Origin of the sequence: Leucobacter sp. 7(1) (assembly GCF_900163635.1) — a bacterium.
Lineage (GTDB): Bacteria > Actinomycetota > Actinomycetes > Actinomycetales > Microbacteriaceae > Leucobacter.
Genome location: NZ_FUID01000072.1, coordinates 1 through 21690, shown reverse-complemented (window position 1 = coordinate 21690; position 21690 = coordinate 1). Strand labels below are relative to the sequence as shown.

Genomic DNA, 21690 nt, shown 5'->3' with positions numbered 1-21690 from the left:
AGCGTTGGGCGTCGATGAAGCTCACTTTGCTGTTGGTGTATTTGGGCGTGCTGCCGCTGACTCCCGATGTTCCGCTTCCGTTCGCATTCGTACTGTTGGCGCTGGCGCTGGTCGCTGCGGTTCCGCTCTTCCTGCGATTCGCGCGCACCCTGTCTCACCGGTTCTTCCCGCGTGTTCAGCCGTCGATTGTTCGTTCAACGACCCTAGGTGCTTGGCAACTACTCCGCCCCGTCGCCCCAGGTGCACGTGGGACAGTGCGCTCGCGTGCACCGTCGGGCCTGCTCGCTACCCACGGCTAAGTAGCTCGATCCTCGCTCGCGCCCTCATGAGCGCTGAACGTTAGTCGCGCTGTCGTGGGTGGCATCGGTCAGTTCCGAATGCCCGTACGCGACCAAAGGCGAATTGTGCACCACAGAGATTTCCCGACGAACGATCCTTCTTTTCCTGTCACTCCAAGACCCCAGAGCGCCGCCGTCCAGGCAAGTGTGTTGCCGTCGCTCGTTGGCGTAGAAGCGGTGAGTGTGACGGCCAACGACACGCTCCTGCTCCCACCGACGACGTTCCAGGCCGGGCCGGGCCAGGTCGTGGCGCTACGCGGCGAGAACGGGTCAGGTAAGACGACGCTCCTGCGCGCCTTGGCGGGGCGCATCAGACCGACAACGGGCGCCGTTCAGGTTCGTGGCCAGGCGGTGAACGAACGTGATCCCGAGTTCCGGCGCAGGGTGGCGGTCATGATCGGATTGCCGCCGATGGCGTCTGACCTGACGGTATTCGATCATGTCGCGCTCGTGTCGTCGACCTGGGAGAAGACCCCCGGATCAGTGGAAGCGGTGACCCGTCGTGTGCTCACTGAGTTCGGTCTCATCGCATTGGGGGCCCGGTATCCGCATGAACTCTCCTCCGGGCAGACCCAGTTGTTCGGGCTTGCGCTGGTGTTCGTTCGCCCCTTCGACGTGCTCCTCCTCGACGAGCCCGAGCAACGTCTCGACCCTGGCCGGGTTGAACCGCTCGCACAGGCGATGCTGAAACGTCGAGCGGCCGGGGCGACGATCATTGCCGCCACGCACAGCAGCAGCCTTGCGGACCGCACCGCTGACCTCACGATCACGCTAGAGGCACAATCATGAGCACCCCACGGCTCTCGGCTGCATGGGTCATCTGGGGAGCCCGGCGAGAACACTCCGGTGGGGACAAGGCCTACGCGTTCTACGCCTTCCTATTGGTTACGGTGATCGCCATCGTGCCTATCGTTCGCGCGCTGTGGGTTTTCGCGAGCAGTCCGAACGGGCTGGCAGTGCTGGCCTCCGCGGACGCTTCCGCCGCAGTGTCGATGATCATTGCAGCGCTCTGGGGTGGGGCATTGATGGCGGGGCGAAAGCGTGGCCCGGCACTCTTGCCGCCGTTTCTGCTTCACGCGCTGACCGCCAGTAGCATCCGCCGCGCGCTCACCCTCAGACGGCCCGTGCTCCGCTCCGCGACGATCATCGTCGCTGCATGCGCTGCCGGAGCAGTGCTCGTGGGAATGGCTCTGCTCAGTGAAAGCCACGCACAACTCTGGCGCGTCATGGTCTTCGTTGTTGCCGCCGTCGCGACCGGTATCGTGACCGCGACGCTGTGGCTGGTCGGGCAGGTCTTCCCCCGTGCTGCTCTCCCGAGCGCGCTGACCGCGCTGGTACTTGCGGCGATAAGTCCTTCGGTACCGGAGGTGCTCGCGTTCACGCCGTGGGGGTGGGTGGGAGCGACCTACCCGCTCGCGGGATTAGGAGTCCTTTCGTTGACGGGCACGACGGTGCTCGCCACAGCATCCATCTTCATGATTCCGGCACTGCTCGACCGACTCACCGGGATCCAGCTCAGCAAGCAGGCGACGCAGTGGGAACGAGCGACAGCGTTCTCGTTCTCCTTCGACTTCCGCGCAGCGACCGCCGTCTACGAGGCCGAACCACACTCGGGCGCAACCTCCGCGGCATCAGACCGAGCAGGCACCGATGGGCGACGTTCTTCCTCCGCGATGTGGTTGGACAGGCTCGAACGCCCGGCCGATTACTGGGAGCCATCACTGCGACCGTCGCTGCGGGAGCCCTAATGACGCTCTCACTCCTATCTGGCACACCGGCCGCGCTTCTGGCGGGCACGGCCGGAATCGTGATCTACGGCGCGGCTGGCCCGCTCACCAAGGGGCTCCAGCACGCCGCAAGCGTCGCGGGCGACTACCCGCTATACGGCATCAGCGACCGACACCTCGTGATCCTCCACGCCCTCTTTCCGCTCATAGCTCTGCTGGCCGTCCTCTCTGCGTCCGCTACCGTCACTGCATTCGCCAGCGGTGTGCCCCTTGGGGTTGCGCTTACCGGAGTGGGCGCGCTCGGCGTCCTCGCGTTGGCACTTCGCATGGGTAGCGCACTGAAAGGGCCGCTACCTCCGAGCCTGCTCACGCCCGTCAACACACCGGCAGGCGACCTCAGCATCGTCATGCAAATCGGCTGGGCACTCAGCGACCCTCTGATCGCGATTCTTGGAGCACTCACCATCACCATGCTCCCCATCACGCCAATCCCGGTCGTGATGCTGGCGATCTGGGTTGGGGGGCTCGTCCTGGTTCGATGGAAGAAACGACGCTGAGCCAGCAGTTGTGGCGTTCGTAGTTGCACCGCTCAGTGCGGCAGCGAAAAGTGCTAACGAAAGCGCTAAGCAACCTGTAGGTCGGAGGGTCACTGTGGAGTTATCCACAGGTCACATGCCGTAGCTAGTTGGTGGGACTGCTGCACGATCGGGTGACAGGTTGGGTCAGGCAGCCTGGGTGGCTGGCGTGGTCATGATGGTCTCGTATTCGATGGGGGTCAATCGGCCGAGGGCGGCCTGCCTTCGGCGTCGGTGGTAGGTGCGCTCGATCCAGGTCACGATCTCGATCCGGAGGTCCTCGCGGGTCTGCCAGGAGCGCCGGTTCAGTACGTTCTTCTGCAGCAGCGAGAAGAACGACTCCATGGCCGCGTTGTCCCCGGCTGCACCGACGCGGCCCATGGATCCGACCATGCCGTGACGGTTGAGCGCGTGGACGAATTTCCGGCTGCGAAATTGGCCGTATTCAATCGGTCGTCGCAACGATGGTTTGTGAGATCGATCGTAGTAGCTCTTCGAAGGCCTCGGCGGGGGTGCGCCAGTCGAGGATCTCTCTCGGGCGGTTGTTGATCGCGTCCGCAACAGCGGTGATCTCCGCCGCGCTCCACCGGGAGAGATCTGTGCCCTTGGGGAAGTACTGGCGTAGGAGTCCGTTGAGATGCTCGTTGCTGCCGCGCTGCCAGGGGCTCTTCGGATCGGCGAAGTAGACCGGCAGCCCGATCTCAGTCGTCAGCAATCGGTGTGCAGAGAGCTCTTTGCCGCGGTCCCAGGTCAGCGAACGACGTAGTGCCGCGGGTAGGGTGGAGAACGTCGCGGTGAGGGCGTTCTTCATCGTGATCGCGCCATACCCCGCCAGCGCGGGGCCGTTCTTGCGTGGTGGGATGATCCCGTATCCGGCCTGTCGCGGAAGGTGAACGAGTATCGCGAATCGTGTGGTCCGGTCCACGAGCGTGGCGATCGCGGAGCGCTTCAACCCGATGATGAGGTCTCCTTCCCAATGCCCAGCGGTCTTGCGATCCGTTGCCTCCTTCGGACGCTTCGATAGCACCGTGTCCTCGGTGACGTGAGCCCACGCTTGCTGCCTGGTCCGTGCCCTTGGCATGCGCTTGGTGCGTCCTCGACGTAGATGCCAGGATCGGTGCCGCTCCAGTCCTCCGCGCGCTTCGACGTAGAGGGCCTGATAGATCGCTTCGTGCGAGATCCGCATCGAAGGATCGCCGGGGAAATCGATCGGTAGCCGCTTGGCGATCTGCCGTGGACTCCACGCCGTCACCCACTCCCGATCCCCGCGATGCGGTTTGTTCTTCCCATCCCATGCAGGTCCGGCCGGCCCGATCCGTGTGCCGTCCGCAGTGAAGAGGCTGCCGCTGAGCTTGTCCTGGACGTAAGTGCGCAGCGCATCGTGGGTGACGAGCTTCGCGGTCTTCGGCCTGCGTGCACGACGCTCCGCATGCCACTGCGCCGTCGATGCCTTGTACTCGAGCCGATACGTGCGCGTAGACGCATTGCGCCGCAACTCACGCGAGATCGTCGACGGAGCACGCCCCAATCGTCCGGCGATCTCACGCACGCCACCGCCTTGCGCGCGCCACAGCGCGATATCCTCGCGCTCCGACGGCGACAGATATCGACCTGACACGGTGGGAGGTAATCGTGGGTTCACTCCACCAGCGTCTCGGAACCATCGGTGCGCGACCGGCTCCGAAACACCCGCCGCTTCGCCGGCCTCGCGCGTCTTCTTCCCCGCCGCGATCGCCACCCAGAACCGCACCCGATCCTGACGCCACGCCACCGTCGGCCGCCCCGGCGACACGATCTGACCCCGATACGCCCGGACCTGCTTCTGCCTGTCCCACACGCTCATCCGATACCCCGATTCGTCGGTGTTGCGACGACCGATTGAATACGGCTTGCGACCCTCGGTCGCTGTGCACGATGCAACCGGCGACGTCACCGCGCCGGGCGACTGCGTTGTTGAGCGCCGCGACCGCGAGCCGGGACTTCATCCGGTCGCTGATGGAGTAGCCGACGATCCGGTTGGAGTAGACGTCCTTGATCGCGCAGACGTAGAGCTTGCCCTCACCGGTGTGGTGCTCGGTGATGTCGGTCAGCCAGAGCTCGTTCGAAGCATCGGCTTCGAAGACGTGCCGGACCCGGCCCTTCTCGTCGACCACGGTGCACAGGTCGTCGTGGACAGGCGGACCGGGCTTCTTCGCCTTGCCGCGCTTGGGCTTGCCGAACGCGCTCCACCAGCCCAGGTCCGAGCAGATCCGCCACGCGGTCCGATCGGCCATCAACTCACCTGCTTCACGGGCCTGATCGACCAGGAACCGGTAGCCGAACTCCGGGTCGTCGCGGTGGGCGTCGAACAGTGCGTTGGCGCGGTAGGCCTCGACGAGTTCGGCGGCGGTGACGGGCGACTGCAGCCAGCGGTAGTAGGGCTGGCGAGCGATCTTGAGCACCCGGCACGTCACCGTGACGGGAATTCCGTCAGCGGCCAGCTCGCGGACGAGCGGGTACATCATTTTCCCGGCAGGTTCGCCTGCGACAGATAGGCAGCCGCCCGACGTAGGACCTCGACCTCTTGCTCCAGCAGCCGGTTTCGCCGCTTCAGTTCACGCAGCTCGGCGTTCTGGTCCTTGGTCATCCCGGGCTTCACGCCCTCTTCGACATCGGCCTTGCGCATCCACGAGTTCAACGTGGTCTGGTGGATCCCGAAGTCCTTCGCGATCTGCTCCAACGGGGTCTTCGGGTCCCGGCTCCTGGCGACGCGCACAACGTCGTCACGGAACTCGCGGGGGTAGGGCTTGGGCACAGCGACATCCTCTCAAGCCTGCCCACGGGCAAGCCAGGTCAGTTGTCACCTATTCGTGCAGCAGACCCGGTCTTGTGCGGGAGAACGCGCTACCGAGATTCGCGGCGTGATGGGGGTCGAGGTCAGTTCGACTCCCCCGCCCAACAGAATCCGCAAAAGCCTCGGCTACATCCTCCCGCATGAGGTCGGGTGTAACAGTGATCTCGCGGGCCTCAAAAAGGGAATGGAGTACACCTCGATTGGGTGATCTCATTTTAACCGCCGAGGGGGTTGTTGACGGGGTTGATCATTGGTCCAGATCTCAGACCGACGATGGCCGACTCAGATCAGGCGAGGGCAAGATAGACATGGCCTCGGTCTGAAATCTCGTAGCCAGTGGTCAGACTGCGGGTGAGGCCGAGGTTCTTGAGTTTGCGGATGTCGATCTTCACCGCGTTCTTGTCGCGATCGAGAATCCTTGCGATTTCCGCTGCGCGCATGCCCGGGTGCTGTCGGATCAGCCGGAGGACTTCTCTGGTCCAGGGACCGTGACTGCTGCGAGCGTCAAGTCGGTCCAGCGCGCGAGTGATTCCTGCGCGCTCATCGGCGGCTACCTCTGTGGTGGCGGCGAGGGCGATGCGTGGGTCCGCTCCTCCCCACGACAGCTGGATGCGGAAGACCGGATGGGCTGGGTCTCCGCGCAGGCTTGCGAGGACGTCCGCCGTCGTGGTGAATCCGGCGTGCTCCGCGTCTGCTGTGGTGATTGACGTCGCGTCGGTTTCCTGTATTTCGTCGATGATCATGATCCCGGCGACCGAGTGGAACCGGTGCCCCGCTGAGACGCGCGGGATCTTCCACCGTCGGAAGACGACCGTGATCTCGCCACGAGCGATGCTCTCGGCAACAGCGTTGGTGAGGATCATCTGTCAACTCTACGAAAGACTCTCACCCGGTGGCGCTCCCCCGTGGCGCTGGAACTGACACTACATTTTGGATTCGCCGAGTCGACTCTCGAGTTCTTTGAGGGTTCGTCTTTGCTGTTTGTTGAACAAGGCACTGGTGTACTCGGAGACGAGGTCGGCTGTTCCGCTGAGTTCGATCGACGGTTCTACCGCAGCGAAGTCTTCGATCGCGGTGGTAAAGGTAGTCATGAAGTCCTCGACCAGATCGGCGACGTCCTGCTCGGTGCTGTCGGGGCCGAGTCGCGCGAAACGTTCGGAGACGGCCGTCACTTCCGGGGCAAGCCCTGGCGCGCTGAGCCGCTGGTAGAAGCTGGCCAGGTGCGGCATTCCGTCCTCGCCGACAAGGTGGGCCAGGAGCACGGACTGATCCCGGTCGATCTTGACCATTTCCGGCGACAAGCCCGTGGCGGCGAACACGGCAAGGAACGGAGCCAGCTCGGGTGGGAGGTCTGGGGCGGTGTTGTGGTCGCGGAGTCGCGCGATCAGGTCTCGTTGTGTGGTGAGGTGGTCGATCTGCCGAGCCAGTTCCTCGTCCAGTTCATCCAGCAGACCTTGGGCGTCGTCGTCGGGGTCATCGAGAAGGTCAGGCATTCTCTCTAGCGGTATGCCGAGAGAGGCGAGGCGTTTGATCCGCAGGACACGGATCAAGTCATGGACGTCGTACTCGCGGTATCCGTTGCTGCGACGCTCCGGTTCCGCGAGAACACCGACGTGGTGGTAGTGACGTAGCGCGCGAACGGTCACTCCGGACAGTCGCGCCAGTTCGCTGCTATGCACCGCCGGCCTCCGCCTTCTCGCCTCTCACTGCCTGTTCGCTCTGGGGCTCCAGATTACGCAAGGACCGGGCTGACAGGCCGAGGACGAGAGCGATCAGCCATAGCGAGGCGAGCAGCACGGCCGCGACATTCACCCCGGCGTACTCAGTCAGTACCGCGGCGGCGACGATCCCGACTGGTGGGGCGGCGGTCATGATCGCGTTCTGTGTTCCCATGATCCGTCCCCGCATCTGCTCAGGGATCCACTCGATCATCAGCACCCCGATCAGGCTGCCGAACAGTCCACTGGACAGCCCGACAACGAACGCCCCGGCAAACACCACCCACACTGAGGACAGGGGCGCGATGATCCCGAAGCCGAGGGTGCTGCCGATCAGCCCGGCCAGGAACCACGTCCGCCGATGCCCCTTCGTTCCGGCAACTGCGTAGACCGTTCCGCCGACGAGCATCCCCCCGGCGAGGGCCGTGAAAACGAACCCGAGCATTCCGGGCTGCTCGACCAGCGTGAAGTAGACCGGCAGAATCAGGCCTTGCAAGGAGGCGAGCACGATCACCGACACAAGACTGAGCGTCGTCGTGACCAGCAGGAACGGGCTGCGGAACAGCACCCGCCACCCGTCACGCAGCTGTGACCACCCATTCCCCGTCGTGCTCGCCGCCGCGCCGTCCGCAATCAAGATCACCCCAACGCGGTGCGGGATGAGCAGGGTGAGTAGCGCGGCAGCCAGCGAGGTCGCCGCGGTGATCCACAACACCGTGGACCCGTCGAAAAGCACCATGAGCGCACCTGCCATCGCCGGGCCGAGCAGCAGCGCGACCGCGCCCAACGCCTCGCGGATGCCCACGAGCCGTTCCGCAGCGACCCCACCGTGACGCACGATCGCCGGCAACAGAGCGTCCCTCGCTGTCATGCCGGGCACGTCGCCCAGCGAACCGATGATGCCGAAAAGGATGAACCACCCCAGGCTCAGCCCCGAGATCATGTCGATCAGCGGGAGGGCTGCGACCGCTACCGCCGAGATGAGATCGGTCACGACTGACGACGTGCGGCGGTTGATCCTGTCGATCACGACACCCATCAGCAGACCAGCGAGCACCGCAGGGATCGCGGTCGCTGCGGCAACGGCACCAGCGCTCAGGGCGCTCCCGGTGACCTGCAACACGATAAGCGGCAGAGCAACCCCAGCGATCGAGTTGCCGAGCAGGGACAGCAGATAGGACGCCAGGTACGCGAACGGAATGAGCTTCATACATCCAGTCAGAACCATGACGTAAGGGCGGAGTCAAGCGCCGCACAGATGAGCACTCACCTGCGACGAACTAGGCCTGCGCCCGCCCTGGCCGACATCAGCACGCCTAACCTGCCGAAAGCTCCAGGGTTTGAGCAAGAAGGTTTGGGTGGACCTTCCCAAGCGATTCTCAAACAAGCGCCCGGCGCTGAAATCGTTGATTCGCCGGGTTCTCAAGGGCTCTGAGCGACGCGGACAGCGGAACCGAACCCCGGATAGGCAGGACTCGCGAGGTGCAGTCGCGAAGAGTTCGGTGAAGTCTCAAACACGGTTGACCCCTGAGCGGCGTGCGGCGCTGGTCGCCGACTACGAGGCGGGGATGCCAGTAAAGGCTATCGCTGCGAAGTATCGGGTGCATCGTGGAACGATCCCGGGATTGGTTTCGCGTGCTGGAGGTCGTCTCAGAACGCCTGGCTTGGATGACGATAGCCGTCGTCGAGCGGTTGCCCTTTACGAGGCGGGACTGACGTTGGCGGAAGTCGCCGAACGACTTGGCGTTGACCCAAAGACAGTGCGCGTCGCCATCGTCGCTGACGGTGGCACTATTCGTCCGCGAGGGCGCCACTTTACTCCGCCAGTTCGTGAAGCGAGTGAATGACTTCTCGGCAACTCAGTGCGGATGCGAGTGTTCGGCCTCCGCAATTGAAGGGCTTGGTCAGTCGAGCGGTTTCTTCGACGTTAGGAGGAGGAGCGTTGTTCGCTATCTTGATCGACGCGCAACGGTTCTGACGTCTCTCGCCGTCTACGAAAGGTGTGGACGTGAACCCCCGCCACGACAGTGATGTTCGGTCGTCATGAACATGAGAAGCCTCGGCGATCTGCTTAGTTGACGGTGACAGGTATCGTGACGATCGGCTGAGCGAAGGTGGATACGCGGGCGAGTACCTGTATCTCCCATTCACCTGCGACGGGCATGTCCAGGTGGGCGGAGTATTCACCGGTTTCAGGGTCGAGTTCGGCTACGGACTGGAACGGTCCGAGGTCGTGCTCAGGTTGAGTGGTGCGAATGGTCACCTCGTCGGGGGCGACTGGTTTGCCGTCGTATTCGAGCGTGAAGGTGATCTTGTTGTCGCCGGTCAGTGCTGGTTCGAGTTCACCTCGCAGCGTGAGTCCTTGAGCGTCCGCGTCGATGGCGATGGTCTGTGCGGGCGTCGGTGTGCTCGCACTTGGTGTCTCGTGGTTTTCATGCGTAGGGCTGAGGTTGGTGAGGAAGCCGGTTAGGAGCAAAACCGCGATGAGGAGGGCTGCTTCGTAGCTGAGGGCTCGGGTGAGCGTCTGCCATTGCATGCTTGCGGTCGGTCGTGACGAGATCCGTGGGAGGAGTCGGAGCCCGTTGTAGGCGGCGATCGCGATGACGGGGATGACGATCCCGATCTTGAGCAGGAGGGTGAGCCCGTAGCTGGTCGTGATGAGAGCGTCGACGCTTCCGACGATCATGATGCCCATGACAGTTCCGCTGACTGCGAGGATAACGACGCTCCAGACCGCGACGCGGGAGAACCTCTGCACGACCTTCGCTGCGAGAGCAGGTGAGGTGCCTGCCTCCTGGGCGTTGGTCACGCGGGTGGCCGCGAGGAATAGGAGGAGGCCGAGGACTCCTCCTGTCCAGAAGGAGCCGGCGAGAAGGTGTCCGAGGTCGGCGGCGATGATCAGCGCTCGCGGTTCCATCAGCTGGGTATGTCCGACGAGCACGGGCGCGGCCAGTGCGAGGAGCGGCGGCAGCACGGCGAGCAGGCGCATCCCTCTGCTCCCCAGCTGTCGTATCGATAGCACGGCTGCTCCGGCGAGCCCTGCGCATACGATGATGGCCGCAGTCACCGGTGCCCAGAAGACACCCGACCACCAGGCAGTCGGATCGATCACCGCGGTCAGTGGGTTTCCGGTCACGTTGAGCGCTGACGTGGGAATGAGCAGCAGCGAGGCGGTCCCCGCTCCGATGCCGGTCAGTCGCAGGATGTTCCTGGACCGGCGTTCAGGTGGTGCCGTGCTGCGCAGCACCAGTCGCTCGAACAGAATCAGGCCGGCGAAGACCAGGAGCGAGAGGTACTGCAGTGCCGTCAGGGCGCTGACGGCGAACTGGGTATCTGGCGGGGTCGCGGTTTCCACGAGGGGAGCCGTCGCGCCGTCCGCCTGGCCGTCTCCGATGGTGAAGGTGATCGCGCCGGAGATGGGGTGCCCGTCTGCTGAGACGACGCGGTAGCTCAGCGCATGGGCTCCGTCCGCAAGGTCGGCGGGGAGCGCGGCGACGACGCTGGTGTTGTTCACGTGTGCGACGAGGGTGAGGGGGTCTTCATCGCCGGGAAACAGGCGGATGCTGCCGTCGATGAGCTGTACGGGCTCGTTGAACGTCAGCACCGCCTCCGCGGGAGCCTCATCGAGTACGGCACCGTCCTCGGGTGTCGTGGACAGCAGCTCGGCATGCGCGGACGCCGCCTGTGCTCCCGTGAGCGCCAGCAACCAGCCGAGGAGGAGGGCTGCCAGCGCACGAAGGACCAGGGCGGAAGCGCGTCGCGGTGCGCGTTTCCCGGCGATGAGAGTGCTCACGCCTTCTTGCGTCCCCTCAGCAGGGCGATCACCGCGACGATCAGCCCGAGGGCCCCGACGGCGAGCGAGGTGACCACGAGCGGCGTCTGATCTGCAGGAGCTGTCGCGGATGCCGAATCCTCGTCGTGCGCATCGACGGTGGCCTCGGAGCTGTCACCGTGCCCGTGCGATCCAGCGTCGCTGGCTGCGACGACGTCGACGCTGGGGGCTGGTGCATCAAGCTCGTGGCCGTCCTGACCTTCTTCCGGGATCTGCACCCAGGCGGTCTCACCCTGCTCGCACGTCTGCACAGTCGGGAAGTACAGGGTGGTGTCTGCGGCGTCCTCGGGGATCTGCAGCGAGAGCTCGAACGCGTCCCGCTGCCCATCGGGCAGGGGCGTCGAGGTGGTGTAGACGACCTGCGCGACCCGTTCGGTGACCTCGTTGCCGTGACTGTCAGTGATGGGGGTGGCGAGGTCTTCCATCACCTTCTCGACCGTGTATAGGCCGTTGCGGGTCGGGGTGACGGCGTTGATGCCCTCGGGGATCTGGATCGCCACCTCCGTCGTCGCAGACCCATCGCATCCATGCGGCACCCCGAAGGTGAGGATCGAGTACGAGCCGGCCTCGACCGGGCCTTCGGCAATGCCGACGTGTGCGCTCGCGGCGACCGCGCCGCCGAGAATCAGTGCGGCAGTAGCCGCGAGGGCTCCGGTTCCGATCAGAAGGGGTCTCTTGGTGCGTCGTGTACTCATGGTGTCTCTCTTTCTTGTTGGCCCGCCGGCAAGGCCGGCGGATTGATGGTGGTGGTCAAGGGTGTTCAGCCGGTGATCATCGGCCAGCACATCGCTGCCATGCCGAAGCTCATGAGCGTCCCGGAGGCGACATCCCCGGTGTGCCCGAGCCAGGTGGTACGCCCGCGCAGGCAGCGGACGAGCTCGACCAGAAAGACGACCCCGGATGTCGCCAGTGCCGCGGTGATGGCAACCCCGGTCAGGGCCGCCCATGGCTCGAGTCCTCCATGGTGGTGGGCATGCGTCGTGGCGTCGGTTCCGGAAGGCATCGCGAGGAGCATCCACACCATCGCGAGCATCATGATCGCGTGTGCCACCTGATGCCACGCGCTGTGTCCGCCAACGGCAGCCCGGGTGATGCGACGCCGTGTCTGGAGGAGCGCGACCGCACCGAACCACGCCGTGCCGGCCGAGAAGAAGAGCGTCTGCGGGAGTGACGGCAGTACGGTCCACCACGGCCAGCACATGGCGATCATCACGAGGCTCATTACCAGGTGCAGAGAGTTGCCCACGATGAGCAGCCGCTTGCGGTCTGTGAAAAGTCGCAGTGTGGCGTACGCGGCGGTCGCGGAGAAGGCGAGTGTCAGCGTCCATTGGAGCACCGGGTCAGACAGCATGCCACACACCTTATCTCTACAACATGTAGTAGATACACTAGCGGGGTGGCGATCGCGAGGTCAAAACGCCTGCGCACAGCGCCTCTGCGGGTGAGCCGGTTCCGGCTCCCGCGAGGGCGCTACCACCTGCGCAAGCGCCTGCGCAGGCGTTCGACGCCTTTGCGTACCCGAAAGGCGACGGAGTCCCATTCGTCGCGCAGGGTGGGATCTGAGAGCTGTGGGGGCCGTGGTGGTGCGGTGAGGGCGATCCAGAGCACGAGGAGGTAGAGCATCGCGGCAAGGGACAGCGGTAGGAAGAACTCCATCGGGATAGTTGTCTTCTGACGTTCTCCTACCGGGTGCTGCGCACGCGCTGGATGCGGAGGCTGTTGTAGACGACGAGCACGGAGGACAGGGACATCGCGGCGGCGGCGATGAGAGGGTTCAGGAACCCGGCTGCAGCGATGGGGATGGCGGCGATGTTGTATCCGAAGGCCCAGCCGAGGTTGGTGCGGATGGTGCGGAGGGTCTTGCGGGAGATCGCGATCGCATCGGGGATGACGTGGAGGTCGTCGCGGACGAGGATGATGTCCGCGGCTTTGAGGGCGATGTCGGTGCCGGACACGAGCGCGAGCCCGAGGTCGGCGGTGGCGAGGGCGATGGCGTCGTTGATGCCGTCGCCGACCATCGCGACCTTCTCTCCGGCTGCTTGGAGTTCGCGGACGACATCGGCCTTCTGGGCAGGGGCGACGCCGGCGTGGACGCGTTCGATGCCGAGTTCGGCCGCGATGCGAGCGCCGGCAGCAGGGCTGTCGCCGGTGAGGAGCACGGTGGTGAGGTTCTGGGCGTGCAGCGCTGTGATGGCGTCCGCAGCTCCAGGCTTGATGGTGTCGGCGAGGGCAAGGAGGCCGATCAGTTGCCTGTCGCGAGCGACCAGTGCGACGGTGTGCCCGTGCTCGTGGGCATCCGCGAGAGCTGCGACCGCCGGGGTGAGGTCGACGCCGTGCTCGCGGAGCAGGTCGGCGTTCCCGACGAGGAGGGTGCTCCCTGTGATGCGGGCGGTAGCACCGAGACCGGGGAGGGCGGTGAAGTCCTCCAACGGGTGAAGGTCGGTGACGTGAGCGCGGGCGGCGTCCTGGATGGCGTGGGCGATCGCATGCTCGGAACCCTGCTCGACGGACGCGGCCAAACGCCACAGCTCATGATCGGCGATTCCAAAGGGGGTCGCGGTTTCGACGGTCATGCGTCCGGTGGTGAGGGTTCCGGTCTTATCGAGAACGACGGTGGTGATGGTGCCAGAGGCTTCGAGGGCGTCGTGGCCTTTGATCAGGATGCCGAGCGTCGCGGCCCGCCCGATCCCGACCATGAGCGCAGTCGGCGTGGCGAGCCCGAGCGCGCAGGGGCAGGCGATGATGAGGACGCTGATCCCGATGCCGAACGCCTGCGCAAACGGAGTGCCGGTGAGGGTCCACGCGATGGTGACGATGATCGCAAGGGTGATGACGGCGGGGACGAACCAGGTGACGATCCGGTCGACGAGGTTCTGCACGCGCGCTTTGCGCGCCTGGGCCTGCTCGGTGAGCGCGGCCATCTGCGCGAGCTGGGTGTTGGCGCCGACCGAGGTCGTGGTCACTTCCAGGCGACCGTCGGTGCTGATCGTGCCGCCGGTCACCGTGGCGCCGGGGCCGACCGCGACAGGCACGGGTTCCCCGGTCATCATGCTCGCATCCACTGCAGCAGCGCCCGCGTGGACGGTGCCATCAGCGGGGATCGTCTCTCCCGGGAGGACGACGAACGTATCGCCGACGCGGAGTGCGGTGGCGGGTTCGATCGTCTCGACGCCGTCGCGAACGACCCGGACGTGGGTGGCGGCGAGGGCGTTCAGAGCGCCGAGCACGTCACCGGCCTTGCGGCGTGAACGGGTTTCGAAGTACCGGCCGGCGAGTTGGAAGGTCGTCATGCCGGCGGCGACGTCGAGATAGATGGAGTCGGCACCTGCGGGGGTGACGCCGAAGCCGAGCCAGTAGCCGGCGGCCTCGGTGGTGCCGAACCCGAGCAGCAGGGTGAGGATCGCCCACCCGAAGGACGCGGCGATGCCGAGAGAGACGAGCGTGTCCATGCTGACCGCACAGTGACGGAGGTTGCGGAGCGTCGCCCGGTGGAACGGCCACGCCGCCCATGTCACGATCGGCAGCGCCATCAGCACGCACACCCATTCCCAGCCGGGGAACCTCCATCCGGGGACGAGGGCCAGGACGATCGTGATGTCCATGAGCGGGACGGTGAGCAGCGCGGACACAGCCAGGCGCCTCCGGAGCGACGAGATCCGTACCTCGGTGGCGCGCGTCGACCAGGCGTCGTCGCTGCCATCGCGCAGGTGCGCGCCGTATCCGGCGTTCTCGACCTGCCGGATGGCCGTCTCGACATCGTTGTCGGGAAGGCCGGTGATGATGGCGCGTTCGGTGGCGTAGTTGACGCTCGCTGTCACCCCGTCGAGCTTGCCCAGTGCGCGCTCGACGCGTCCCGCGCAGGCCGCGCAGGTCATCCCGGAGATGTCGAGCTCCACCGGAGCGAGGACCACAGGGGTGGTGGTGTCTGTCGTCGTCATGAGTGGGTGTCCTCTCGGACGGTCGGTCGGGGGCCGGGTCGGGTCGCGTCGCGATCGGTGAGGCGTTGGAGCATCTGGTTGTAGGCGTCGTACTCGTCATCGCGGCCGGTGTCGAGGTGCCGGTCCTTACGGCGGGCATCCTTAGCGTCTTGCCTGCTCCATTGGATGCCAAGTGCGACGATGACGATCATCAGCGGGATCTCCCCACCCGCCCAGGCGACACCGCCACCGAGATACTGCTGAGCCTGCAGATCGGCCCAGGGCAGGTCGAGGTAGCGGTAGAAGGTCTCGGCGATGATGTTAGGGCTGGTCATCAGGATCACCCCGAAGAAGGCATGGAACGGCATCGCCGCCAGCACGTACCCGAGCTTGCCGATGTGCGGCAGGGGGCGTGGTGGCCGGTCGACGCCGATGATCAGGCTGTAGTAGAGGTAGCCGACGATGAGGAAGTGCAGGTTCATGAGCTGGTGCGCCCAGTGGAACCGCATGTAGTCGCCGAAGATGCCGGTGAGATAGAGGCCGTAGTAGGAGCCGATGAAGACCACGAACACGATCAGCGGGTTGTAGAGGAACTGCAGCACCCGCCAGTGCAGCACCCACGTGATCCAGTCGTGCAGGCCCGCGGGCTTGGTTCGGTCCGAGCGGGATGCCCGCAGCAGCAACGTGACGATGCCGCCGAGGACGAGAAGCCCGGGGGCGAGCATATTCAGCGACATGTGCACGATCATGTGCACCCCGAAATCCGGGGCGGAGTACTTCCCGAACCCGGAACTCGTCGCGACGATCACGACCGTCCACCCGCCGATCCACGCGGCTGTCCGGCCGAGAGGCCACCGATCACCCCGGCGGTGCAGCGTGCGCACGGCGACCAGGTAGACGATGATCGCTGTCGCGGCGATACCCAGGAACAGCAGGTTCGGTCGCCACTGCCCGAACAACACTCCGAGCGTCGGAGCGTCGGGGACCTCGAAGCCCATGAAGACCTGCTCGATGCTCGTCGGCACGAAGTACTGCGGCGGCGGCTGCCGTGTCATCGCCACGCCCACACCTGTCCACCCCGCCACCGCCACGGCCGCTAGGGAGAGGAGTCCGGTGATGTGCCCCGCCCGCAGCTGTCCCCGTCGCGCGAGGGTCGCGACGGTAACGAACGCCACCGCGATCGCAACCAGGCAGGCGAAGCCGGCGAGGATCAGCCACCCGGTCAGCGAGGCGGTGATGCTGCCGCCGGCGAGCTTGAACACGGCGATGACCACATCGGAGACGATGACGACGGGGAGTGCGACGGCTCCGATCCGGAACAGTCGCCGCAAGGTCAGCGGCGAGACAAGCCGCCCGGAGACCACGCGCACGACGGCAACCACGGCCGCTCCGAAGAACGCGTTCACGGCGACGGTCTGGAAAATCGCGGCGTCGCTGCCGAAGTCGTGGTCCGGTCCCACGAGGACTTGCCCGGTGACAACAGGTGCGAGCGCCGCGATTCCGGTCGCCCACAACGGGATCAGCAAACCCGTCCACCGTTCTGCGAAGAAGGAGACGAAGAAGACGATCAACGCCGCCAGGAAACTGATCGTCCACGCCTTCGGCGCATAACTCGCCTCCCACAGATACGGCAATGCCCCGGGAGTAGCCAGTCGCTCCAACGGAGTGCCGTTGGAGTCGAGCGCTTCGAAGACCACCAACGCACCCGCGCAGGTTGCCCACACACCGGAGGCGACGCGCAGCACCGAGATCTCGAAACCATCCTCGAGATACCGCGCTTTACGGGCTGGAGCGTCTCGCAGAAACATCACATGCACCAGAGCCCCACTGGTGACCAGGGTTCCGAGCTGGGCACCGGAAAGCAGGATCGTGGTGACCACGGCGACATCGACACCGGGATACCCGACATGCAATCGGTCGTACGGTTCTTCGCCGAGCATGACCGCCACAACGACCGGGAAGACGACGAGGGCGAGGGCGGCCCCGCCGATCAGGAGCGCGGCCACCGCGCTCCTGGGCCTGCGGATTCGAGGATCCGAGATGGGCACGGGTGCCGCAGCGGGGGTGGCGGTGATGGCGTCAGGCATTCGTGGTCGTGGGCCAGGACCGCACCGTGTAGCCGGCGTCCTCGACTGCCGACTCCACCGCATTCAGATCAACGGGCGTTTCGTGGCCCAGGTTGACACGGCCGGAGGCGGCATCGACCTGGACATCGATGATGCCGGGAAGGGCGGAGAGCTCCGCAGTGACGGCACGCTCGCAGTGCTCGCAGGTCATCCCGTTCACCCAGAACTCGAACTCGGCCATGACCACTCCTCTTGACGCCGGACCACTCCCTTAACTCTACATCGTGTCGTAGATCCGGGTGGCTGGCAGAGACCAGGTCAGGCGCGCACGAGGGTTGCGCGTCGCTGGCTGCGCGGTTTCTTCCAGCGGCGAAGGGTGAGACGATCGGCGCGAAGCTCCAGGCCAGGATCGGCTGTCGTGCGCCCCATAGTCGCGAGCGCGTTCGCGAGGTGGACGGCACCGGCGCGGCGAGCGGCGGCATCGTCCGCGATGAGTTCAATGAGCAGCAGCGTGGCCCTCTTTAGGGCGCGCCCGCCCGCGAACTGCCGGGGGAGGCAGAGGGCGTTGACCTCGGCGATCCGCACGGCCCACCCGTGATGCTGACGTAGATGAGCACGCTCATGCTCGATCACAGCGCGAAGCTCGGGAGAGCTCAGAAGGTCTCTGAGTGCCGTGGAGAGAAAGATCTCAGGCTCATGGGAAGGAACGGCACATGCGACCGGCTCGTCGGAGTTGAACCAGACCAGGGTCGCACCATCCGAGTCCTCGCGGGAGACCGCGACCGGCGCGAAGCGACCGACCGCTTCCCGCCACGAGTCGGCGAGCGGCTCCGCGGACGCGGAGACGAAGGCGATCACCGCGGCGATCACCCCGAGACTCAACCAGCCGGCGAGCGTCAGTACCAAAGCTTCGCCCGAACTCGCCGGACTCACCCCGCCGACTGCGCACATCAGCGCGGTGGCGGCGGAGGCCACGGCGAATCCGATCCCGGCGAAGAAGGCGCAGAACCAGAGTGTCAGCGCGATACGCGGATGCCGCACCTGCCACCGTCCCGCAGTCAGCACGAGAGGCGCGAGTAGCAGAACTAGCGCTGCTGCGACGAGGAGGGAGGCCGTGGCGATCAACGTCTCACCTGCGCTTGCGCGAGGTTTTGCCAGTGAGCGCGCTACGGAGCAGATCGAGATCCTCTTCGGCAAGGTTTCCGGCGAACTGCAATAGCGCAGCCTGCCGATCGCCAGCACCGTCCAAGGCGGTCATCATCGAGCGACCGACATGCTCGTCCCCGCTTCGTGCCGCATGGAAGCGAACCTTCCGGGGCGAGTCACCGGAACGGACGACATCGCCCTTTTTCTGCAACCGTTCAAGGGCCGTCATCAACGTCGTATATGCAGGAACGTGCCCAGTGAACACGGCCTGGATGTCACGGGCGCTTAACGGTTCGGATGCCCCCCAAAGGATGCGCATGACCTCGCCTTCAAGCTCACCTCGTTCGCGCGTGCGCTCGCCCGCCATCTGGCACCTCCGTGTTCGGCCTGCCCAGCCTCAACTCTACATCCTGACGTAGAAACCCGTCTCGTCCATGTGTCTCGGTGGACTTCGTACTGGACGTCAGTTCGCTCGCATTCTCCCCGGTGTCCTGCGGTCATGGTGGCATCTTTTCCATTGAAGGCTAAACGGATATTGCTGGGCTATGTGTCCTCGACCATTCCCTCGGCGAGCCGACAGACGCGAAGGTGTGCCGATACTCGCTCGGCGAGGTCCCTGTTGCTCGGCGGAAGTGCTGCCGGAAGTTCGCCGGTGTCCCCAGTCCGCAGACCCGGCTGACGTCGTCGATGCTCACATCAGTCGTCTCTAGAAGTTTGCGCGCATGGTCGATGCGCGCGGCATTCAGCCATTTGATCGGTGAAACGCCGTTCTCTGCGGCGAAGCGGCGTTCGAATGTGCGCACGGGCACCCCCGCGTGCGAGGCGAAGTCCTTGACGGTGAGCGGTTGATCGAGGTGCGCGAGCGCCCAGTCCTGGGTCGCCCCAACCCCGCCGGCTGATCGCGGTGGGCCGTCCGGGCGGCGGATGAACTGTGCCTGGCCGCCATCTCTGTGGGGTGAGGCGACTATCGTGCTGGCGATCTCATTGGCGACGGCCGCTCCACGGTCATCGCGGAGCAGATGGAGGCAGAGGTCAATCCCGCTGACAACGCCTGCCGAAGTGATGATGTTGCCTTCATCGATGTAGAGGGGGGTCGGATCGACACGAACGGCAGGGTACATCCGGGCGAGATCTGCCGCGAACTGCCAGTGGGTCGTGGCTCGGCGTCCGTCAAGCAGTCCCGCGGCGGCGAGCACAAACGCGCCGGTGCAGATGGATGCGATACGCGCTCCGCTGTCGTGCGCACTCTTCATTTTCGCGAGGACATCGCGCGAGGGGGTGTCGAGAAAGCCGCGAAAGGCCGTGACGATGACTGTGTCTGCGGTCGCCAGAGCGTCCAGCCCGTGCTGCACCGTCACCGACCATCCGTGATCGGTTTCGACTGGCCCTGGCGTCTCGGCGCACAGCATGAGTTCATACCCGAGGGCGGGTGCGCCGAAGACTAGGAACGGCATGCTGACTTCCACCGGAAGCGCATGCTCCATCACGAGCACTGCGATGCGGTGCGGCTTCTTCTGCTTGGAAAGCATCGAGGCATGGCTCATGTCGTAAATCTATCGCAACACGGCATTTATGCCACTTGTCCCAGCGCGAGGCTTGAGGCGATGATGGATTATCTCTACATCATGTGGAGATCATCTCGTATGTGGACACAGCAGCAAGGAACTCATGACCCTCAACCGAAAGGCAGCCACCGGTGTGGTTGCCGCCGCTACCATCTTCGTACTCGCCGGGTGTACACCTCCTGAAGCCCCGCAGCCCAGCGGAACACCGTCATCCGAAGCGCAGGGCTACCCCATCTCGGTCGAGAACTGCGATCGCACACTGAGCTTCGACTCGGCTCCCGAAAAGGTGCTGAGCCTGTGGCAGGCGCCGACCGAGATGATGCTCGCGCTGGGACTGGGAGACCGGGTGGTGGCTCGCGCAGGCGACTACGCGACGTATCCCGAGTCCGTGGCGCCGGAGGTGGAGGACATCCCCTCGATCGGAACGGCGATGGGATGGCCCGACAAAGAAACCGTGCTCAGCTATGACGCGGATCTTGTGCTCGGCCAATCCTTGGTCGGCTACGCTTTCGATACCTCGATGGGATACGCCTCAGTCGAACAACTCGAGCAGAGCGGCGCCCAAGTATACGGCGCGAACGTCTGCGACGCGGACTCCGGCGGCGCCGTGGATATGACGCTGGATACCCCGCTCGACGCGCTCCGCGACCTCGGGACGATCTTCGGGGCGAGCGATCGCGCCGAGGAACTCATCAGATCCCTTGAGGAACAGCGTCAGGCGGTGATCGACGCGGTGGCCGGGCAGGAAGAGGTCACGGTCGCGTTTTACAACGGAGGTGAGGGACCGCTTATCGTCCTGGCCGGTGGCATCTACGACGATGCGATCGCCACAGCCGGCGGCACAAATGTCTTTCCTCGGGACGCGGTCTACGTCAGCAAGGAAGAGTTCGCCGCATCTCAGCCAGACGTGATCCTGGTCGGGACGTTCGAGGGCCAGGACTACGAGACCCTGAGCGCCTTCCTGCGGCAGACCTTCCCCGAACTCACTGCCGTTCAGGAGGACCGGCTCGTTGAGATCCCGGTCGCCGACACGGACGCCTCGATCTCTGTGATGCGAGGGCTCACGCAGATCGCGAACGGGCTGCACGGTCTGGACCTGCCGGTCCCCGCTTCGTGACCCGCGCTGACATCGTGGTGCGCAGACGTCGTCGGCGTCCGCGCACCACGATCCTCGTGCTTGCCGTCGCGGCGGTCGTTGCGGTGGTTCTGTCTGTCGCGGTCGGGTCGGTTCCGATCCATCCCGGCGTCGTCGTCGGTGTGGTCGCGGATCACCTCATTCCCTGGGATACCGGAACTTCGTTCACCGCGACCCAGGCGCAGATCGTGTGGGAGTTCCGGCTGCCGCGCGCACTACTCGGCTTCCTCGTCGGGGCTGCGCTGGCCGTTGCGGGCGCGGTCCTCCAAGCGGTCGTACGCAACCCGCTCGCCGACCCGTTCGTGTTCGGGGTGTCCTCCGGCGCGTCGGTCGCCGCTGTTGCGATGCTTACCCTCGCGACCGGGTCACTGGCCACAGTCTCGGTGCCGGTTGCCGCGTTCTTCGGCGCGCTCCTCACGACGCTCCTCGTTTTCCTGCTGGCGCAGCGCCGGGGACGGGTAACCCCGAACCGGCTCGTGCTGGCAGGAGTTGCAATGTCTTACCTGCTGAGTTCGGTCACAAGTTACCTCGTTCTCCGGGCGAGCACCCCCGGCGGCGGTGTGAGTGAGGTGCTGTCGTGGCTTGCGGGGAGCCTCGCCGCAGCGGACTGGGACGACCTCGGCCTCCCCGCAGGGGTGTTAGTGGTGGCGACCGTACTATTGGTGCTGCTTTCCCGGATTCTCAACGCATTCCTGACGGGCGACGAGACCGCGGTGAGTCTGGGGGTGGACGTGGGGCGTGGGCGCCTCGTGTTCTTCGTCATCACCTCGCTCTTGGTTGGTGTTGCTGTCGCGGTCAGCGGTGCGATCGGTTTCGTCGGTCTGATCATTCCCCACGC

The 21690-nt window shown here is 65.2% G+C and carries 20 protein-coding genes and 2 pseudogenes; 6 read left to right on the top strand and 16 right to left on the bottom strand.

Annotation, left to right across the window (positions count from 1 at the left end; all coding sequences use genetic code 11):
• The first annotated feature begins 521 nt into the window (after positions 1-521).
• The 3 genes from FM113_RS13675 to FM113_RS13665 are packed head-to-tail and all read left to right on the top strand — an operon-like array spanning position 522 to position 2622.
• Positions 522-1127 (top strand): ATP-binding cassette domain-containing protein, encoded by a 606-nt coding sequence (locus FM113_RS13675; RefSeq protein ID WP_254909015.1) that lies wholly within the window; start codon positions 522-524, stop codon positions 1125-1127.
• On the top strand, positions 1124-2086 hold the full coding sequence (locus tag FM113_RS13670) for a hypothetical protein (RefSeq protein WP_087015377.1): 963 nt from the start codon (positions 1124-1126) through the stop codon (positions 2084-2086). The genes FM113_RS13675 and FM113_RS13670 overlap by 4 nt, the downstream gene beginning before the upstream one ends.
• Entirely contained in the window at positions 2086-2622 is a 537-nt protein-coding gene (locus tag FM113_RS13665) for a hypothetical protein (RefSeq protein WP_087015376.1), read from the top strand. Before FM113_RS13670 ends, FM113_RS13665 begins: the two co-directional genes overlap by 1 nt.
• Before the next feature lie 165 nt (positions 2623-2787).
• Here FM113_RS13665 and FM113_RS13660 read toward each other — a convergent pair.
• From FM113_RS13660 to FM113_RS13630, 6 genes and pseudogenes are all read right to left on the bottom strand, one after another.
• Positions 2788-3078, bottom strand: a pseudogene (locus FM113_RS13660) (integrase core domain-containing protein); the annotation flags it as partial.
• 7 nt (positions 3079-3085) lie between these two features.
• Entirely contained in the window at positions 3086-4483 is a 1398-nt protein-coding gene (locus FM113_RS13655) for an IS30 family transposase (protein WP_087015375.1), read from the bottom strand.
• A 46-nt stretch (positions 4484-4529) separates the two neighbouring features.
• Positions 4530-5434: pseudogene (locus FM113_RS18505) on the bottom strand (IS3 family transposase); the annotation flags it as partial.
• Between the two features lie 326 nt (positions 5435-5760).
• On the bottom strand, positions 5761-6336 hold the full coding sequence (locus tag FM113_RS13640; RefSeq protein ID WP_087015373.1) for a helix-turn-helix transcriptional regulator: 576 nt from the start codon (positions 6334-6336) through the stop codon (positions 5761-5763).
• A 60-nt stretch (positions 6337-6396) separates the two neighbouring features.
• Positions 6397-7152 (bottom strand): MerR family transcriptional regulator, encoded by a 756-nt coding sequence (locus FM113_RS13635; RefSeq protein WP_087015372.1) that lies wholly within the window; start codon positions 7150-7152, stop codon positions 6397-6399.
• Complete coding sequence (locus FM113_RS13630; RefSeq protein WP_087015371.1) at positions 7145-8401, bottom strand: MFS transporter; 1257 nt, start codon at positions 8399-8401, stop codon at positions 7145-7147. Before FM113_RS13630 ends, FM113_RS13635 begins: the two co-directional genes overlap by 8 nt.
• A gap of 358 nt (positions 8402-8759) precedes the next feature.
• On the opposite strand from FM113_RS13630, the gene FM113_RS18635 reads away from it, so the two are divergent.
• Positions 8760-9038, top strand: a complete 279-nt coding sequence (locus FM113_RS18635) for a helix-turn-helix domain-containing protein (protein ID WP_369676698.1) — start codon at positions 8760-8762, stop codon at positions 9036-9038.
• Positions 9039-9262: 224 nt separating this feature from the next.
• On the opposite strand, the gene FM113_RS13625 is transcribed toward FM113_RS18635, so the two are convergent.
• The 10 genes from FM113_RS13625 to FM113_RS13580 all read right to left on the bottom strand — a co-directional run bounded on the left by FM113_RS13625 (position 9263) and on the right by FM113_RS13580 (position 19696).
• On the bottom strand, positions 9263-10984 hold the full coding sequence (locus tag FM113_RS13625; RefSeq protein ID WP_087015370.1) for a copper resistance CopC/CopD family protein: 1722 nt from the start codon (positions 10982-10984) through the stop codon (positions 9263-9265).
• Positions 10981-11718: a YcnI family protein gene (locus FM113_RS13620; RefSeq protein ID WP_087015369.1), complete on the bottom strand. Its 738-nt coding sequence runs from the start codon at positions 11716-11718 to the stop codon at positions 10981-10983. Before FM113_RS13620 ends, FM113_RS13625 begins: the two co-directional genes overlap by 4 nt.
• A 65-nt stretch (positions 11719-11783) precedes the next feature.
• Positions 11784-12374 carry a DUF5134 domain-containing protein gene (locus tag FM113_RS13615; protein WP_087015368.1) on the bottom strand — a complete coding sequence of 197 codons (591 nt, stop codon included), beginning with the start codon at positions 12372-12374 and terminating at the stop codon, positions 11784-11786.
• A 119-nt stretch (positions 12375-12493) separates the two neighbouring features.
• The gene (locus FM113_RS13610; protein WP_087015367.1) at positions 12494-12679 is read right to left on the bottom strand and encodes a hypothetical protein; all 186 of its coding nucleotides are present in this window, start codon (positions 12677-12679) and stop codon (positions 12494-12496) included.
• A gap of 26 nt (positions 12680-12705) precedes the next feature.
• Complete coding sequence (locus FM113_RS13605) at positions 12706-14961, bottom strand: cation-translocating P-type ATPase (RefSeq protein WP_087015366.1); 2256 nt, start codon at positions 14959-14961, stop codon at positions 12706-12708.
• On the bottom strand, positions 14958-17027 hold the full coding sequence (locus tag FM113_RS13600) for a cytochrome c oxidase assembly protein (RefSeq protein ID WP_087015365.1): 2070 nt from the start codon (positions 17025-17027) through the stop codon (positions 14958-14960). The genes FM113_RS13605 and FM113_RS13600 overlap by 4 nt, the downstream gene beginning before the upstream one ends.
• A complete protein-coding gene (locus FM113_RS13595; RefSeq protein ID WP_087015364.1) occupies positions 17020-17247 on the bottom strand; it encodes a heavy-metal-associated domain-containing protein in 228 nt (75 codons plus the stop codon). The genes FM113_RS13600 and FM113_RS13595 overlap by 8 nt, the downstream gene beginning before the upstream one ends.
• A 77-nt stretch (positions 17248-17324) precedes the next feature.
• The gene (locus FM113_RS13590; RefSeq protein WP_087015363.1) at positions 17325-18131 is read right to left on the bottom strand and encodes a M56 family metallopeptidase; all 807 of its coding nucleotides are present in this window, start codon (positions 18129-18131) and stop codon (positions 17325-17327) included.
• Between the two features lie 4 nt (positions 18132-18135).
• Entirely contained in the window at positions 18136-18519 is a 384-nt protein-coding gene (locus FM113_RS13585) for a BlaI/MecI/CopY family transcriptional regulator (protein ID WP_087015362.1), read from the bottom strand.
• Between the two features lie 157 nt (positions 18520-18676).
• Entirely contained in the window at positions 18677-19696 is a 1020-nt protein-coding gene (locus tag FM113_RS13580) for a GlxA family transcriptional regulator (RefSeq protein ID WP_254909014.1), read from the bottom strand.
• Between the two features lie 124 nt (positions 19697-19820).
• Between FM113_RS13580 and FM113_RS13575 the strand changes: the two genes are divergently transcribed.
• Positions 19821-20834, top strand: a complete 1014-nt coding sequence (locus FM113_RS13575) for an ABC transporter substrate-binding protein (RefSeq protein ID WP_087015360.1) — start codon at positions 19821-19823, stop codon at positions 20832-20834.
• Positions 20831-21690 (top strand): iron ABC transporter permease (locus tag FM113_RS13570; protein ID WP_087015359.1); only part of this gene is annotated, 860 nt, incomplete at its 3' end. The genes FM113_RS13575 and FM113_RS13570, both read left to right, overlap by 4 nt.